The sequence below is a fragment of the Pedobacter albus genome (assembly GCF_036324255.1).
Taxonomy (GTDB): Bacteria; Bacteroidota; Bacteroidia; order Sphingobacteriales; family Sphingobacteriaceae; genus Pedobacter; species Pedobacter albus.
In genome coordinates, this window is the sequence record NZ_JAZDQT010000002.1 from 920,309 (window position 1) to 937,784 (window position 17,476).

Sequence of the window (17,476 nt, forward strand, 5' to 3'; positions counted from 1 at the left end):
TAGCTTTGTGTTATGAACCGTAAAATCAACACCGGCCTTTTGGCCTATGGCATGTCGGGCAAGGTTTTTCATGCCCCATTTGTGAGCACGCACCCCGGCTTTCAGCTATCGGCCGTTACCGAACGCAACAAAAAACAGGCGGTACTCGATTATCCGACAGTAAAAAGCTACGACAGCGTAGCCGAACTCATTGCCGACGATTCGATTGAACTGGTTATCATCAATACCCCAAACTATACGCATTACGACTATGCCAAGCAGGCTTTATTGGCCGGAAAGCATATTTTGGTAGAGAAGCCTTTTACCGCAACCAGTGCCCAGGCCAAAGAACTGTTCGAGCTGGCCAAAAGCCAGGGCAAAAAAGCCTTGGTTTACCAGAACAGAAGGTACGACAGCGGCTTCAATTCGGTAAAAAGAATCATAGAAAGTGGCATGCTGGGCAAGTTGGTTGAAGTACATTTCCGTTTTGACCGTTACCGCAACGAAATTGGTCCCAAAACCTTTAAAGAAGAACCTATGGCCGCCAGCGGCCTGCAATACGACCTGGGACCGCACTTGCTTGATCAGGCCATCAGTTTATTTGGCCAACCGAAGAGTTTTCATAAGGTATTGAGCCACAACAGGGAAAACACCAAGGTGGACGATTATTTTGCCATCCAGCTCAGTTATCCCAACGAGCTCAATGTTTTTTTAACGGCCAGCATGCTGGTCGCCGACATCCAACCAGCCTTTGTGCTCAATGGTATGCAGGGCTCGTTTTTAAAGAACCATGCCGACGTACAGGAGGAACAGTTGCTAAAAGGCATCAAACCTACCGATGTGCAATATGGCTGGGAATATCCGAACAACGAAGGCAAGCTCACGGTAGTAACCGCCGATGGAGACCGCGAAACTTCTTTAATCCCTTCTCAAAAAGGAGATTACACAGGCTTGTTTGAAGCGGTTTACCAGAACATTGTAAACGATGTGCCTTATCCAATAACCGAAGCCGATATTATTACCCAATTAGAGATTTTGGAGCACTAAGCCCCTGCAGCACTTGCGAAGTTCGTAAAGCTTTGCAAGTGTTAGCATTTCCAACCCAACTCGAAAAATCATACGCTCCAATTGTGTTAAATTAAGCATTATTTATACTTTTGGGCACCAAATATAAGACCCATGGCAAATTACGAAATCGGCGTACAACCGCTATCATTGGCCGTTATCCAACAACTGGTTAACGCGCAAAAAAACATCAGCCTTTCTCACACGGCGATTGCCCGCATTGAAAAATGCCGCAAATACCTGGACGATAAACTGAATGATAACGAAGACCCGATTTATGGCATCAATACCGGATTTGGCTACCTGCAAAACGTCAAGGTAGATTCGGCACACTTAACCCAGCTGCAACATAACCTGTTGCTTTCGCATGCTTGTGGTACCGGTGCCGAAGTACCGCAGCCGATCGTTAAATTAATGCTGTTGCTCAAAATCCAATCATTAAGCTATGGCCATTCGGCAGTAGCCTTGTCAACCGTACAGCGTTTGGTCGATTTTTACAACCACGACATACTACCGGTTATTTATACCCAAGGCTCTTTGGGTGCTTCTGGCGATTTGGCGCCTTTGGCCCATCTGGCCCTGCCTTTAATTGGCGAGGGAGAAGTTTGGTACAAGAACCAGAAAATAAGCACGACAGCCCTTTATCAGGAATTGGGCTGGACCAGCCTTACCCTGCAAAGCAAAGAGGGATTGGCCCTGATTAACGGAACGCAATTTATGAGTGCCTATGGCTGTTATTGCCTGTTAAAAGCTCAAAACATGACGGCTTGGGCCGATGCCATTACTGCGATTGCCCTGGATGCTTTCGATTGTCGACTTGATCCTTTCTTAAACCTCAGCCATCAGATCAGGCCACATCAAGGTCAGCTAGACACCGCCAAAAACATTCAAAATTGGTTGGCAGGAAGTCAGTTGATGGCCAGAAAAGGCAAACAAACCCAAGACCCCTACTCTTTCCGTTGCGTACCCCAGGTACATGGCGCCAGTAAAGACAGCATCAATTATGTAACTTCTGTTTTCGAAACAGAGATCAATTCGGTGACCGATAATCCCAATGTTTTTCCAGACGAAGACATGATCATTTCTGCCGGAAACTTTCACGGGCAGCCTTTGGCCCTGGCCCTCGACTTTCTGTGCATAGCCCTGGCCGAAATAGGCTCGATATCGGAAAGAAGAACCTTCCAGCTGATTTCGGGCACACGAGGCTTGCCTCCTTTCTTGGTAAAAAATGCCGGATTAAATTCGGGATTGATGATTACGCAATATACCGCGGCTTCTATTGCCAGCGAGAATAAACAGCTGTGTACACCTGCTTCTGTTGATAGCATTGTGAGCAGCAACGGCCAGGAAGACCACGTGAGCATGGGTGCCAATGCGGCTACCAAGTGCCTGCGTGTTTGCGATAATTTGGAAAGAATTTTAGCGATAGAACTACTTACCGCAAGTCAGGCACTCGATTTAAGGCGACCTGAACAGTCATCGCCCAAGGTGGAGCAACTGGTAAGCGCCTATCGTCAGACTGTTGCCTTTAACGATGCGGATAGATTGTTGGCCAAAGATATCCAGGCCTCTATCCTTTTCATGCGCCAAGCTGCCTTGTAGTTACAAAAACTGGCAGATGATAATGATGATGAGCAGCAGAAAAATCATTTTGTTTAGTTTTAAATAAAGCCAGGCCTGCTTGTGGCAAGCCTAGCTTTGATTAGTTTATTTGGCGGTTATTACTTGTTAAACAACTGCTTCAGGTTTACGGCAGGCATGCTCACCAAGGTTTGGTCAGAAAGCGAGCCCTTGCAATTGCTAACGGTCATGTTTTCTAAGTTTATCTTAGCGGTTTCTGTCGTATTTAAGGTCAGGTTTTGGATGCTATATCCTTTTGCCTGGCGATCGTCGCCTTTTACGGTAATGGTCGAATTTCCGGCAGTTGTAATGTTTAGGTCTTGATAAGAGGCCCACTCGCTGGTAAATGCCGTATTCTTAAGATTGAGGTATAAAGATTTGGCTATCTCTTTTTCTATGTTCACTTCGCTTACGTCTTCGGTAGCTACACTCAATTTGCTGATGGCTGTTTCGCCGTCGAAAACCAATCGGTTTACTTTTTTAAGGCTAATGGCCAGCGAATCGGCTTTGGCATTAAGAGCTACGCCATCAGCTTCTTCTAAACTGATGCTTTTCGTATCGGGCGCATAAATAAGCAGGGTAACGTACCTGTTTTCGTTGCCCTTATCGTTAAGCGTTACCTGTAGCTTGCCTTGTGCATCAACTTCCAACTTTATCAGATCTTTATCGTTGTTTGGGATTTTTACGCCGTATTTGTCATCCTTAATCAAACGGATATTGAAATACATGCCTTTTCCGTTGGCAATATTTACCGATTGGAAGGCCGACAATGTCTTGCTCTCCATATTGGCCGAAGCTTGGCTAAAGCTGTCGTCTTTTCTGGCTTCCGCCTTCCAGTTTTTGGCATCGGTATACAATACCTGCGAGCTATACACCATGCCTAAAATTGGCAACAGGATCAGCGAGGCCGCAAATGCGATTAATAATTTATTACTTGTTTTCATCTGTTTTAAGCATTAAAAGTTTCTTTAACAAAAGTGTTGTAGCGGGATTGCAGCTCATCGAAGCCGATGCCCAGCAAATAAATGTTCCTGAAAACCGATGGCAATTCATCGTCCATAAACTGGCCTTTTCTGTAGGCTTTTACATTACCTATGGCATCATCGGCAATAAAAAAACCAATGCCCCTTTTGTTGTTGATTATATTTTTGTTCTGTAGCAGCTCGTAAGTACGCATTACCGTATTAGGATTTACCTCGAGCTCTACGGCCATTTCCCTTACCGAAGGTATTTTTTGATCGGCTTGCCATTTGCCCAACAGGATATGTTCGCAAACGTATTCTGCAATCTGAAGGTATATTGCCTTGTTGTCTCTAAATTCCATGTCTATACCGATTAATATTAAACCTCTTTTTCTTTTAGGCGCACATAGGTGATGCTCCAGATAATGAGCGTGAGTACCGATAGTCCTATAAATACCCAGAACTCTGCCGTTTCTTTGCCATTGTTCGCGTTTTCGTGGATAGGCACTTTGCCCGATAGCAGTGCTTTGGTTGCCTTTACGATGATGTAGGTCCAGATGCCCGAGAAAACCATCACCGAAATAGCCGTTTTGATATAATGGAAGCGGTTAAAATAAACAGAGCCCAATAAGAACACGCTGGTTATAAAAAACGGTGCCAGGTAAAGTGGCTTGAATTGGTTAGGGTTGTTTCTGGTAAAAAAGTAGGTCGCGCTATCTGTTGTGGCGCCCATATCGTGAAGATGGCCTTTTACATAAGACACAAAGGCCAAATCTGTTAAATAAAACAGGATGATGAAGCTGAGCGAAGCCAAAATTCCGGTAAAGCATACCCCTGCCAAAAACTTCTCGAAAACGGAAGCCGGAATCATCAAATCGATTACCGCTCTCGATTTTTGACCCAAGTGGGCAAAATAGGTACTGGCAATAATGCTGATAAACAAAAAGCCAAAGACCATGAATAGCGGCTCTCTGAAATTGAGCACGTTGTAACCCAGGCTATCGCTCACCGGCAAGAGGTTATAACCGTAAAAGGCAATAAAAACGCCTAGTACCACCAAGAGGGTGATCAAAAAGATCTTGCCAAACTCTAGCCATTGTCTTTTAAGCAATAGCCCAAAACGATGTAGATTAAAAGTATTGTTCATGTTGCTTAAGTTTTAGTTAAAAATGGGTTTCAATTTGTTTTTCTCTGCCAACACGGCGTTAAACAACAGCTCAATGTCAAGCTTGCTGTCTTCTTGGTGATAGTTTGGCATTACGGCATTATAGCCAGCAAGCGAAGGCTCGGCATAAATTACCGTTTCGTCTAGCTCTTTTACGCGTTTGAAGCAAAGTTTGTCGGTAATCTCGTCAACCGATGCCTTTAAGGCTACTTTGTTCTCGTCGAGCATAATTACGGTATCGATGAGGTTGTCCAAATCCCTCACCTGGTGGGTAGAGATGATGATGCAACGTTCGTCGGTAAGTACCGAGGCCATAATTTTACGGAACTGCGCTTTTGATGGGATGTCCAAGCCGTTGGTTGGTTCGTCCATGATGACCAATTTGGCCTGTGTGGCCAAGCCAAAGGAGATGATCACTTTTTTCTTTTGTCCGTAAGACATGTTGATGAGTTTCTGTCCAACCGGGATATCAAATTCGGCCAATAGCGAGGCGAAGTAGTTGTGGTCGAAGTTAGGATAGAAAGCCGCATTTGCCTTTACATAGGCATCTACTTTTACCGCCGGCAGGTAAAACTCTTCCGGGATGAAGCAAATCTGTTGCAGCAGGGCCGGCTGTCTTTTGGCAGGGTCAAAGCCTAACACATCCAGCTGGCCGCTTTGGGCATAGACCAATCCGGCCAGGTTTTTTAGCAAGCTCGATTTGCCTGCACCATTCTTGCCCAACAGGCCATAGATGTGGCCAAAGCTGAGCTGCATGCTCATATCACTGAACAATGGTCGGTTCTTGCTATAGCCAAAATTCAGGTTGTTTATCTTTATCATATTCTACTGTATTAGTTAAATAATACACTAAATTATTGATACAGGTAATCGACTCCAAATTTATTTTCAATTATTTTTCCAAAAGCGGGTTTAAAGAACGTGAAGGCAGTTTTTAGTCAAAATGATTTTTAATGGCTGAATTGTTCGGTGAAAACCTAAAGTGCGAACCACCTTAGACACCTAAGACCAACTAAGATATATTGGAAACTAGCAACCATCTACAAATCAATTAGTGTGACAAACAGCTTAAATGGACTTATACGTCTTAAATGGTGAAAACCTAAAGCGCGAACCACCTTAGACACCTAAGACCAACTAAGGGATATAGAAAATCAGCGCCCCCATTCACAAAACCAATCCATGCGACAAACAGCTTAGATGAACTTAGATGCCTTAAATGGTGAAAAACATAAAGTATTAACCTCCTTAGACGCCTTAGAGCACCTAAGCATATTGTTAACCAGCAAACGTATTCATAAAACCAAGCAATGCGACAAACAACTTAAATGAGCTTATATGTCTTAAATGGTGAAACATAAAGTGTTAACCGCCTTAGACGCCTTAGAGCGCCTAAGCATATTGTTAACCAGCAAACATATTCATAAAACCAAGCAATGCGACAAACAACTTAGGTGAACTTATATGTCTTAAATGGTGGAAAACATAAATACTACCACCTTAGACACCTCAGCGCGCCTAAGCATCTCGGAAACTGAAAACGATTAATTGGTAACTGAAAACAACCAGCAATAAAAAACCCCAGCCTGCTTTCGCTCAACTGGGGTGGGTGATTAACCTAAACCTAATCCTTTATAATAGCGGTACGCTGATACCAAAACTCAAATTGCGTCCCGGGTTGTAAATACCTGCCGGTTTATACCTGCTCAGGTGATTAAAATATAGCTTATCGCCCAGGTTCTGACCTGTAATCCATAAGTTGATTTTTCCTTTCTTCACTTTTACAGACGTACCAATGCCTGCATCTATTAACGTATAACCATTGGTTTCGGTTTCGAAGCTATCAAAACGGTCTTGTTTAAACACATTGGTTAAGCCAATTTTAATATAGCTATCGCTTAAGCCCTTAATTTGTGGTTCGAAACGAAGCTCGTTGTTTAGGCTGGCGGCCGGAATAAAAGGAAGTGGTGCCTTGGTAGCATTATTCGTTCCTTTTACATAGGCAAAAGTATTTTCAAAGTGTAAAGCCTTAACCAAATGGAAATCGATAGAAGCCTCGCCACCCATCAAAGTAGCATTGGTTTGTACATAGCGGTACAAGGGCAATACGGTAGTGCTTCCGTCTGCTTCCTGAAAATTGATGGTTTCGTTATTGAAATTGCCCGGATAGATATAATTGTAGATTTTGTTGCTATAAGCATTTAAGCCAAGCGTAACCTTTTCGGCATTGTATTCTAAGCCCAAATCAAACTGCAAACTGGTTTCTTGTTTCAAATTGCTGTTGCCCACTTCGTACCTGAATGTACCTTCGTGACGGCCGTTGGCGCCCAGCTCGGCAATGTTAGGTGCCCTGAAGCCAGAACCTGCATTTCCTTTCAGGTTAAGGTTTTTGGCAATTTCGAAAGCAAAACCAATCGATCCCGAAACGTTAGAGAATTTATTGTTAAATGCTGTAAACACCTGCTTGCCATCGGCATCAACCAAATCGCGACCATCTATATTTTTATGGTCGTAGCGAATACCTGCATTAATGGCTCCTTTGGCAAAGTTGCGTTTCAGGTAGGCAAAAGCACCGATGTTATCGCTGGTATAATCCGGAATTAAAAACTCGTCGCCATTATTGGCATTGGTTTGGTGCATACCCTGCACCCCGATGGTCGGTTCCCAAACTCCATTGTTGGCAAAAGAATATTTTACATCGTAGGTGTAAGAATTCAGGTTGAGGTACAAACCTGGTTCGGTTGCGCTTTCTTGAAACTCTTTCCTTACGTTACGCTGAAAAGCCAAAGTGGTTTTCAATTGTCCGCCACCCAAAAGAATATTGCTGTTTAGCGCCGCGCGATAATGGTTAATATTCTGATACGGCAAGTTCAGCTTCCTCTTTTTGGCCTCGCTGTTCGAAATCACGTTGCCGTCATCGTCTAAATAATCGCCATTGTCATCTGGCCCCTCTTCTACTAGGCCAATGTTGGTGTTAAACCTCGACAGGTTCAGGTGCGCATAGCCCCAGGTCTTGTTCAGGCCAATCATCCCGCTTACATTGGTTTCGTTAAAGCCCGAATTAGGCACAGTATGGTCTTTATAGCCAAAGCCATAGGCATTTTTATACGAAACACGTCCGCGATAAACCAAGCCATCGCTATTGCCTTGCAGCATTAACGAAGAAGCCGTCAAGCCGTTGTTGGTATTGTAGTTAGTGGTAAAATTGCCGTTAAAATCGCCAGCAGCAGGCACCAGGTCGTCGATAATGTTGATTACCCCGCCCAAAGCATCAGAACCGTAAAGCAAACTGGCCGGACCTTTGAGCACCTCGATACGTGCAGCCGAAAACTGATCGACCTCCACGCCATGCTCGTCGCCCCATTGCTGGGCTTCTTCACGTGCTCCATCAACAATGGTTAACACGCGGTTATAGCCCAAACCACGGATAGAAGGCTTTGAAATGGCACCACCAGTAGTGACCTGCGAAACCCCAGGCACTTTGGCAATCGCATCAACAATGTTGGTTCCCGCCGCCTGTGCCAGTTTTTCGCGACTGATGGAAACTACCGCCAAACTGTTGGTTTTGTTGTTGGCACTGTATGGCGTACCGGTAATCACTACTTCGGCGCTTTCGATGACCGAGGCCTCCAAAGCGAAAACAATTTGGGCTCCCGCAGCCAGGTCTACCTGTTGCGAGGCGGTTTTATAGCCCACATAACGTACCTCTACCAAAAACTTGCCCCTCGATGGGATATTGCTAAAACTAAATTCGCCATTGGCGTTGGTGGTTGTGGTGGCTTTCAGGTCGGAAATATAAACCGTGGCTCCAGAAAGCGGTTCTTTGGTGCTGGCATCAAGTACCTTTCCCTTAAAATCTGCCAAATTTGCGGCCAAGGCAGGGGCCGTAAAACAAGCTAACAGTACAACCAGTAAAAGGTGTATCTTTTTCATAATATCTATTTTTACAAACAGCAACAGGCAAAGCCGATCAGCCATTTATGGATCCGTAAATTGAAATGTAAATTGCATCAGCCGAAGTTGATGCTACAGGTAGATGTTTATGAAAAAGCCGGAGGCCCGCGAAGCGATGTGGCAATCAGCTCGGCATAAGAACTGCTGACTGAAGAAATATTTTTGCTCATCAGCTTACTGCTCAGGTAAGTGATGTAAGTATTCTCCGTAGTGGTGTAGTTTTTTTCGAAATGGGCTGCACAAATCAAACAGGTTTCCTGCTGCGTTTTCACATGGACCTTGTGGGTACAGTGCTTTTCAACGGCAACTTCGGGTGCTTGTTCGTGGTGATGCAAAGCGCTCCAAGGCGTAATGGCCAGGGAAAATACCCATAGCATTGCCAAGGACAGGATTTGATGGATATGTTGGCGCTTCTTTTTCAATTTCGTGACAAACCTAAGCAAATAACATAAAATTCCTACATTTGAAATTGTAACATTGCCTTGATATGACCGCAAACAAAATAGAAGGTTTAAACCTAAAAGTAAGTCAAACACCAACTGGAAGTGAACTGAATTGCAAAGGCTGGGTGCAGGAAGCCGCCTTGCGTATGTTGTTGAACAACCTTGATCCGGCAGTTGCCGAACGTCCCGAAGACCTCATCGTTTATGGCGGCCGAGGCAAAGCGGCACGCAACAAGGAAGCCCTTGCCCTCATTGTGAAGGCGCTTCAGAATTTAGAGGAAGACGAAACGCTGCTCATCCAATCGGGCAAGCCGGTAGGCGTACTGCCCACCCATAAAGATGCACCTCGCGTGCTGATTTCTAACTCGCAACTGGTTCCAAAATGGGCAACCCAACAGCATTTTGACGAACTGGAGGACAAAGGCCTGATGATGTACGGCCAAATGACCGCCGGTTCTTGGATCTATATCGGTTCGCAAGGTATTGTGCAGGGCACTTACGAAACTTATGCGGCCTTAGCCAAAAAGCATTTTAATGGCAACTTGAAAGGCAAACTGAACGTTACCGCTGGCTTGGGCGGCATGGGAGGCGCACAGCCTTTGGCCATTACCATGAACCAGGGTGTTTGTTTGGCCGCCGATGTAGAAGAATGGCGCATTCAAAAACGTTTGGAAACGCGCTATATTGATGAAATTGCCTACGATATAGATGAAGCCATAGACCGCGCTTTGCAATATCAAAAAGAGAACAAGGCCTTATCCATCGGTGTAGTTTGCAATGCGGTTGAACTGTTGCAAAGACTGCTAGACCGCAACATTACGCCAGACACCTTAACCGACCAAACATCGGCACACGATCCGTTGATTGGTTATTTCCCGGAAGGATTGAGCGTAGCCGAAGCAGCCGACCTGCGTACCAGCAATCCCGACGAATATGTAAAACGTTCTTATGCCACCATGGCCAAGCACGTAACCCAAATGCTCGAACTGCAAAAGCGCGGCGCCATCACTTTCGATTACGGCAACAACCTCAGGGGCCGTGCCCTCGAAGTTGGGGTGCAAAACGCTTTCGATTTTCCGGGCTTTGTTCCGGCTTATATCCGCCCGCTGTTTTGCGAGGGCAAAGGGCCTTTCCGCTGGGCGGCTTTAAGTGGCGATCCGCAAGACATTTACGAAACCGACAAACTCATTCTTTCGCTTTTCCCAGAAAACGAGAGCCTGCGCCAATGGATTACCATGGCGCAAGAGCGTATTGCTTTTCAGGGATTGCCTGCCCGCATCTGCTGGCTAGGCCAAGGCGAAAGAGAAAAGGCAGGCTTGGCCTTTAACCAATTGGTGGCCGAAGGAAAAGTAAAAGCACCGATTGTAATTGGTCGCGACCACCTTGATACAGGCTCTGTAGCTTCGCCAAACCGCGAAACCGAGGCCATGCTCGATGGTTCTGATGCCGTAGCCGATTGGCCGATCTTAAACGCATTGATCAATACCGCAGGTGGCGCCAGCTGGGTATCGCTGCACCATGGTGGTGGCGTAGGCATAGGCTATTCTATCCATGCCGGAATGGTGATTGTGGCCGACGGAACCGACGATGCAGCCAAACGCATAAAAAGGGTATTGCACAACGACCCGGCCATGGGCGTAATCAGGCATGCCGATGCAGGCTACGATATTGCCAAAGACACCTTGAGGAAACATCGATTGGGCTTAGACGATTAATTGGCAAAGTCTAAATCAATTTGACGACACAACTGTTTAAAAGAAAAGCTATTATTTTATAATTTTTTAATCTAAATCTCCTATTTTCGGCTCCATGCAAAACCATAATTTCGACGTAGATATTACCGTTCCTTCTTCTGGCCAAAAGGTGAAGATCAATGCAGATTTTATTGAAGTAAACCAGACCAAAATTGCATGTGCAGACGTAGCTGCCATTAAATATGGTGTTTCGTTGATTGGCGCTGTAAAGAACCCGAAATACAAAAAATACACCATCGATGTTAAAGCCAAAGACGGACGCACGCTGAGCATTCAGTTTAACAGCAACCAGGTTGGCGAGCTGTTGGCCGAAGACCATACGTATTACTACATCATGTCGGGTTTATGGCAATATGTGAAAAAACGCTTGGTAAACGATTATATCGACGCGCTGAACGAACAACAAACCATAGAATTGGGTACAGCCAAATTCAACTTCGAAGGTTTTACCGTTAACTATAAGGCCTGGTTCTTTGGCAAAACCAAAACCGCAATCATTCCTTGGTCTGACGTGAGGTACTTCCAGAAAAAAGGCAACCTGCATTTAGAAGGTATTGGCTCTTACAACAAAATTGCCACCCTAAGCCTGCACGATAATTGGAATGCCGTAGTGCTGAACACCCTGCTCCACTATTTATGGCAGGAGCATCGCCGTGAAAAACTACAAAAAGGAGAAAAAATAGACTAACAAAAAAGCCTGGCGAAATTCGTCAGGCTTTTTTGTTTTGAACATGTACACTTGCGAAGTTTTAGATTCCAACAAACAATGCGAAGTTTTAAAAACTTCGCAAGTGTATCCCCTAAAACCTAAAGAAAGTGTCCTTGCCTCCTACTTTGCCACCAAAATTCTGGATATTGTAGGTTAAGGTAATCAGGCCATGGCGACCCAGGTTATTGGTTTGCATATCGCGGATAAAGTTTTCGTTGATGGTGATGTATCTTCTGGTATTGGTATTCAAGATATCGTTCACTGCAAATTTCAGCTGCGCTCTGTCGTTCTTCATGAAAAGGAAGGTAAGCGCCGCATTCCAAATCTGAATGTTGTTGCTATAGCCACCCACCGTTTGGTTGTTGTGCTGGATACGATAGGTGCTTTCCCAAACCATTTTCTTCGGCAAACGCAAAATCAGTTCGGTTTCGCTGTTGTGCGTTAAGGTATTCAGGTTATTGTAGAAATTATTTTTGTAGGTGCTTTTGTTGATCGACAGGTAATAGGTTTCGCCCAGTTCGAATTTGTCGTTCAGGTTAATCCTGCCCCTAAATGATGGCGAGAAGGAAATATTATTGTAATCGCTCTTGATGTTATCCACCATCACCAAGCTACGGGTATAGTTAGACCAGAAGCCTACACCAACCGAATACTGGTTCTTTCCGTTCTTGAAATCCTTTCCAATGTTGGCACCCGCATAAAACTGCCAAATCCCGTTGGCATTAATCGGTGTATTGGTTTGCACACCGCTGGTAGAAATGGTACGCGACATGATCACGGCATTTTCTTGCACGCTGCCACTGGCGTTAAAGTTGTAGTTCAACGATCGCTTGGTATCGTATTTATATAAATTGGCGTTGACCTGGTACGACTTGGCCGGCAACAGATTGGCATTGCCCTTTTGTACAAACAGCGGGTCGGTATTGTTGGCCACCGGCTGGATGTATTTGACATCAGGCTCCCTAAACGACGGGCTGTAGGTAATGGTCAGGTCTTTATATTTAATCATTAACGAAGGCGCTATAAACTGGTAATGCTGCTCAAACGAAGGGTAGTTGCGGAAGTTGTTTTTTAAATCGATGGTGTTAAACACAAGCCCCGGCTGTATGCCCCAACTATCGCTTATTTTCCAGCGCAGGCTGGCACGCGTATTGGTTTTAAAACCGCTTTGGTTAACTGTTTCAGACAAGGTTGCATCTTCAACATCGTAAGCCTGGTTTAAAGGATTTTTATAAAAAGTAACCAAGGCATTCTCATTGTCGAGATAATTGGCATTTACACTCACATTAAGGTTGAGCTTTTTGCTGATCGGTTCGTTGTAATTGGAACTGGCATACAAGTTAAGGTTCTTGATGTTGTTATCACGTAACTGATCAAGGTTGGTGGTACTGGCCGAAGGCGAATAAAAATTATTGACCGTGGTGTTAAAATTATCGCTCAGGTTTTGACGCTTGGTGATGTTGATACTGGTATTGAGCGAGCGTCCGCGTTTTTTAAAGTCCTTCCACAAGTACGAATTCAGGTTAAACTCTGTATTGTCGCCTTTTAAGTGCGTGTTGTTTACCCCGTCGTTAAGCAGGTTTCCGCTGCCGTCTTTGCTTTGGGTCAGTTGCAGGCCCCTATTGCGCAACAGGTTAAGCGTAACCGTAGGCTCGATGGTCAGCGTGGTCAATGTATCTATTTTCCATTCAAGTCTGGCGCCGATGTTATGGTTATAAGCCTTGTTGCGCTGGTTCAGGTTATTGTTGGTAAACAGTTTGTTGCTACCCAAATTCTGTTCTACATTAATCAGCTGTTCGGCTAAGGTGTTGCTTTGGCCGAAGAAATACTTGCCATTTATTTTGATGCCGTTTTTGGTCAGCGTATTGAAGTTGGCGCCGGCACCGGCCGAAGTCTGCACGCCATTAGAAGTACCCCCAAAAGAGATGTTGTTCAACGAAAAGCCGCCGTCGGTATTGATCATAACCGAGTTGATGCCCGATCTCGAAAAGCCGCCAATCCTCGATACATCGCCAATGCTAAAGCCGGGTTTGTTGATGTTGTTGCCATAAGCCAAAACACTTACCTGTGTGGTATCTCTAAAAAAGTTCATGATGGCACCGGCTTCGTACATTTCTTTGGGGCCTCCACCCGCATACAGCTTGCCAAACGCTCCCTTTTTAATGGCTTTCTTCAGTTTGAGGTTGATGATCTGAGGCGTATTGGCAGCCAACAGATCGGGATCGCGGCGTTTGGCTTCGGGATCGTCGTTTACCTGGATCTTATCAATAATATTGGCTGGCAGGTTCTTGGTCGCTATTTGCTGGTCACCACCAAAAAACTCTTTGCCATCCACCAAAATCTTGCTAACCGTTTTGCCGTTCACCTGTATGGAGCCATCAGAGGCGATGGAAACGCCAGGCAGTTTCTTCAGCAAATCTTCAACCACAGCCGTAGGCAGCGTTTTAAACGACTCGGCATTAAACTCGATGGTATCTTTCCGCACCATAATGGGCGGGCGCTCCGACAAAATCACCACCTCGTTCAAATTGTTGTGTTTTTCGTTCAGCAAGAGGTTGCCCAAATTTAAATTGGGCGTTTCGGCGGTAAGCATCACTTCCTTGCGCAAAATGTTGTACATCCAAGCATTCACCACCAAACGGTATTTGATGCCCGTTTCGAGGCCAGGGATTTTGAATACCCCTTTATCGTCAGACAAACGGTAGGTGTGCAATACGGTATCATTGGCTTTATACACCGATACCGTGGCATAATTTAAGGTGGTTTTTTGGTTTACACTATCAACCAATACGCCACTAATGCTTCCCTTTTGGGCAAAAGCAAGTGTAGCCAGACAGGTAAAAATGGCAATAAGTAGGGTTTTCTTCATAAGAGTTTTAAGTACGGATAAGACGGGCAGTTCGTTTAAATGTTGCAACAAAAACTAAAAAAATAGTAGTGTATCAAAATTGTTGGCTTATTCTACGAAATAATTCGTATTACGAAAATATTCGTAAATAATTACAATTCCAAATTTTTAACATTTAACCAAAAATGAAGAATAGCAGAAAGAGATTTTCGAAAATGTGATGAACCCTCTTTTAAATGTGACGGATACGACATTTATACCCCATTTCAGGATCTACTCTACTCAAGCAAGGCATTGATGGCTTTGGCCGCATTGGCTTCAGACGGCATGGGCGCCGACATTTCTACCATTTTAAAGTTCTTATCAATCAAGAGGCTTCTCGGAATGCCCACGATGTTGTAGGCCTGCAGCTTGGCTCGGTTAATGAGCCATTGGTAACCGTTGGCCTTGCGTTCGTTCACGCTGTTTTTCCATAACGAGGCATCATCATCAATAGACAACGAAAGCAACACCACATTGGGGTTATCTTTATACAGCGCCTTTAGCTTTTCGAAATGTGGCATTTCCTGCATGCAAGGTCCGCACCAGGTTGCCCAAAGATCAACATAAATGACTTTGCCTTTCAAACTGCTTAGGCTTACAGCTTTGCCATTGAGGTCGGTAGCCACAAAATCAACGGCCAAATCGCCTTTGCCAAAAGCCATCAGTTGCTTGAGCGAGGCATTGGCAGCTTCTTTAAAGGCCGTTGTTTTCAGGGTGGCTATTTGGGTTTTGAAGGCTTCGAGCTGTTGCTTGTCTTTTACCTTTTGCATAGCATTCACCAAGTCGCTTGCCTTGTACCAATCGGTTATGGCTTGGATATCAGCTGGTTTGCCACCTTGTTTCACCACATCCTCGGCCACGTCGCGGTAAACCACCAGTTTCATCAGGGAGGCATCGGTAAAATTTTGGCTGAGGGCTTTTACCTTGGGCTCGATGGCTTTTTCATATTGCGCTTCAAATTCCTTGGCTTTCTCGTCTTTCAGCTTAAGCTTATAGGTGCTGTAAAATTTGCCGCTCTGGTAACTGTTAATGAGATCGGCTTTGACCCGTGCCTTTTCCAAACGCAAAAACTCTGGCGAAACCTTGCTCAGCTTAGCCAGTTCCTGTCCGCGTTGTGCAGCCATGGCTTCTATCGCGGTAAAGGTTTCTTCCATCATTGGCTTTACCTGACTGCCGGCTTCTATAAACGAGCCACCTTTTGGAAAGGGAGTTGCCTTTAAATAGGCATTGGCTTCGGCGCCTTTGCCTTTAAAGCTTGCTTTTTTAGGGTCGCCGTAATCGATGAAAACCTCGAGGTCGTCGCCCGGCGAAAGGTAGAGCTGGTTCCGTCCCAGGCGGAAATAATTAGGGCTGGCTACTTTGAACCTGATGCTGAAATGGCCCATAGAATCGGCCAAGATCATACGCGTAGTGCTTGGAGGCAACAGGTATTGAAATTCGGACATGTCTTGAACCTCTACTTGGTTGTTAAAGCCTTTCAGTTGGCCTTTTAGCGTAACCCAAGTATTGGTTTGTGCCTGCAGGTTGGTTATCAAAAGGCACAGCACCGCGCCTAGCCTCAATTTTTGGATTGTTTTCATCGGGATTAGATTTGCACCACAAGATAAAAAATTTTGGCAAAACAGTTTCACACCCGACAACAGTATGGAGCCAAAAAGACTTTAACCGCCAGCAAGGGCACTAAAAACGGCTGCGACAGTGCGCTAAGCTACCATCGGCTTATATTTATTCCAATTATCGGCAATCATCCAGAGGTTGATAAGTGCCAGCACCGAAACCATGGCCAAAGCCGAGTGGTCCATCGTCATGCTGTGGACCAAAATGCCAACCATGACGGGCAAAATTACAAGGGCACCCAAAGCGCGGGTTTTCGGTATGGCAAACAACAAACCACCCAGCACCTCAATAGTACCTACCAAAGGCATCAGCCAAGTAATTTTCATAAAGGCGCCAAAAACATCCAGTTGTTCCTGGCTAAGCTTAGGCGTAGGCATGTAATTGAAGAACTTGTTAAGTCCCGCGTTAATGAACATCAGTCCAAAAAGCACGCAGATAATGGTTTTGACTATTTTCATATAACTAGTTTTTAGTTAAATAAATATAATCAATTTGGGTAGTTTAACCAATGGTTAATCTACTGCTTCCGATTCAACCTATTTTCTGGCTACAACAAAATCTTGCTGCTCACTTGCTTGTCGATGGTAATGAAGCCCGGGTATTTAACCAAATTGCCACCTACCAGGATAGAAGGCTTGATTTTTAGAGTAACCATACCCTTCTTTTCTTCGCCTTTACCTGCGCTCGACAAAAAATCGCCGATATCGCTCAGCACCTTGTTGTTTGAAACAAATTGGTACACATTGGCATTGACCTGTACTGGCACTTGGATGCGCTGGCCGGCATCGATGCTAACCCGTTGATCGACCGTTCCGGTGGCAACCTCTTGTTGATTGACCAGTATTTTGTACTCGAAGTTATTAATGGCCGCCAGGGTAGACGATGGATTGCTGATTTCGAGATTGAGGGTTGCCCTCAACGGAATATCTTTTCTCAGGTAGCCTAAAGCCAAGCCTGGCAGATTAACCAAATTTATCGATTGCTCGTTCATGAGCTTCCTGATATCGGTACCCGCCAAACTCACCTGCGTAGCATTGACCAATCGGTAGTCGCATTTTTCGAGGGCCTTGATTTGTTGCGCCTGTTTATTGATGCTGCAAGAAGAAAGGCCCAGCAGCAAAAGCAAGAAGAAACTTATTTTGTTCATGATTGATTTAACGCATATTTGATGCCAAAGGTATAAACTTGGGCCAATGTATGCGCTCATGGCCTTAATTTGTAGGCATTCGGTCCTAAAAACCATCAGCGCAATCTCACATCTCGCCACTTGCGCCCCACATCTAGAAAATTTCACTAATTTAGACCGACAACCAAACCC

The 17,476-nt window shown here is 44.9% G+C and carries 14 protein-coding genes; 4 read left to right on the top strand and 10 right to left on the bottom strand.

Translation table 11 applies throughout. The features are described 5' to 3' along the window. Nucleotides 1-12: 12 nt before the first annotated feature. Both VRU48_RS13810 and hutH read left to right on the top strand, forming a co-directional pair. Nucleotides 13-1,026: a Gfo/Idh/MocA family oxidoreductase gene (locus tag VRU48_RS13810; protein WP_330108502.1), complete on the top strand. Its 1,014-nt coding sequence runs from the start codon at nucleotides 13-15 to the stop codon at nucleotides 1,024-1,026. 132 nt (nucleotides 1,027-1,158) lie between these two features. After that, the gene (gene hutH / locus VRU48_RS13815) at nucleotides 1,159-2,646 is read left to right on the top strand and encodes a histidine ammonia-lyase (RefSeq protein WP_330108503.1); all 1,488 of its coding nucleotides are present in this window, start codon (nucleotides 1,159-1,161) and stop codon (nucleotides 2,644-2,646) included. 119 nt (nucleotides 2,647-2,765) lie between these two features. On the opposite strand, the gene VRU48_RS13820 is transcribed toward hutH, so the two are convergent. The 6 genes from VRU48_RS13820 to VRU48_RS13845 all read right to left on the bottom strand — a co-directional run bounded on the left by VRU48_RS13820 (nucleotide 2,766) and on the right by VRU48_RS13845 (nucleotide 9,122). Continuing rightward, a complete protein-coding gene (locus VRU48_RS13820; protein WP_330108504.1) occupies nucleotides 2,766-3,608 on the bottom strand; it encodes a head GIN domain-containing protein in 843 nt (280 codons plus the stop codon). Nucleotides 3,609-3,613: 5 nt separating this feature from the next. Continuing rightward, the gene (locus VRU48_RS13825) at nucleotides 3,614-3,988 is read right to left on the bottom strand and encodes a GntR family transcriptional regulator (protein WP_330108505.1); all 375 of its coding nucleotides are present in this window, start codon (nucleotides 3,986-3,988) and stop codon (nucleotides 3,614-3,616) included. Nucleotides 3,989-4,005: 17 nt separating this feature from the next. Continuing rightward, on the bottom strand, nucleotides 4,006-4,773 hold the full coding sequence (locus VRU48_RS13830; protein ID WP_330108506.1) for a hypothetical protein: 768 nt from the start codon (nucleotides 4,771-4,773) through the stop codon (nucleotides 4,006-4,008). Nucleotides 4,774-4,785: 12 nt separating this feature from the next. After that, nucleotides 4,786-5,613 carry an ABC transporter ATP-binding protein gene (locus tag VRU48_RS13835; protein WP_330108507.1) on the bottom strand — a complete coding sequence of 276 codons (828 nt, stop codon included), beginning with the start codon at nucleotides 5,611-5,613 and terminating at the stop codon, nucleotides 4,786-4,788. A gap of 810 nt (nucleotides 5,614-6,423) precedes the next feature. Further along, the gene (locus tag VRU48_RS13840; protein WP_330108508.1) at nucleotides 6,424-8,724 is read right to left on the bottom strand and encodes a TonB-dependent receptor; all 2,301 of its coding nucleotides are present in this window, start codon (nucleotides 8,722-8,724) and stop codon (nucleotides 6,424-6,426) included. Nucleotides 8,725-8,831: 107 nt separating this feature from the next. Beyond that, a complete protein-coding gene (locus tag VRU48_RS13845; RefSeq protein ID WP_330108509.1) occupies nucleotides 8,832-9,122 on the bottom strand; it encodes a hypothetical protein in 291 nt (96 codons plus the stop codon). A 110-nt stretch (nucleotides 9,123-9,232) separates the two neighbouring features. On the opposite strand from VRU48_RS13845, the gene hutU reads away from it, so the two are divergent. Both hutU and VRU48_RS13855 read left to right on the top strand, forming a co-directional pair. Beyond that, a complete protein-coding gene (gene hutU, locus VRU48_RS13850; RefSeq protein ID WP_330108510.1) occupies nucleotides 9,233-10,903 on the top strand; it encodes a urocanate hydratase in 1,671 nt (556 codons plus the stop codon). Nucleotides 10,904-10,997: 94 nt separating this feature from the next. Then, complete coding sequence (locus tag VRU48_RS13855; RefSeq protein ID WP_330108511.1) at nucleotides 10,998-11,630, top strand: hypothetical protein; 633 nt, start codon at nucleotides 10,998-11,000, stop codon at nucleotides 11,628-11,630. Between the two features lie 112 nt (nucleotides 11,631-11,742). Here the strand turns inward: VRU48_RS13855 and VRU48_RS13860 are convergent, their stop codons facing one another. The 4 genes from VRU48_RS13860 to VRU48_RS13875 form a co-directional block, all read right to left on the bottom strand. Continuing rightward, nucleotides 11,743-14,520 (bottom strand): outer membrane beta-barrel protein, encoded by a 2,778-nt coding sequence (locus VRU48_RS13860; protein ID WP_330108512.1) that lies wholly within the window; start codon nucleotides 14,518-14,520, stop codon nucleotides 11,743-11,745. A gap of 257 nt (nucleotides 14,521-14,777) precedes the next feature. Further along, nucleotides 14,778-16,121, bottom strand: a complete 1,344-nt coding sequence (locus tag VRU48_RS13865) for a TlpA family protein disulfide reductase (protein WP_330108513.1) — start codon at nucleotides 16,119-16,121, stop codon at nucleotides 14,778-14,780. Nucleotides 16,122-16,244: 123 nt separating this feature from the next. Further along, the gene (locus VRU48_RS13870; RefSeq protein ID WP_330108514.1) at nucleotides 16,245-16,616 is read right to left on the bottom strand and encodes a MauE/DoxX family redox-associated membrane protein; all 372 of its coding nucleotides are present in this window, start codon (nucleotides 16,614-16,616) and stop codon (nucleotides 16,245-16,247) included. 89 nt (nucleotides 16,617-16,705) lie between these two features. After that, nucleotides 16,706-17,305 (bottom strand): hypothetical protein, encoded by a 600-nt coding sequence (locus VRU48_RS13875; RefSeq protein WP_330108515.1) that lies wholly within the window; start codon nucleotides 17,303-17,305, stop codon nucleotides 16,706-16,708. Nucleotides 17,306-17,476: the final 171 nt, after the last annotated feature.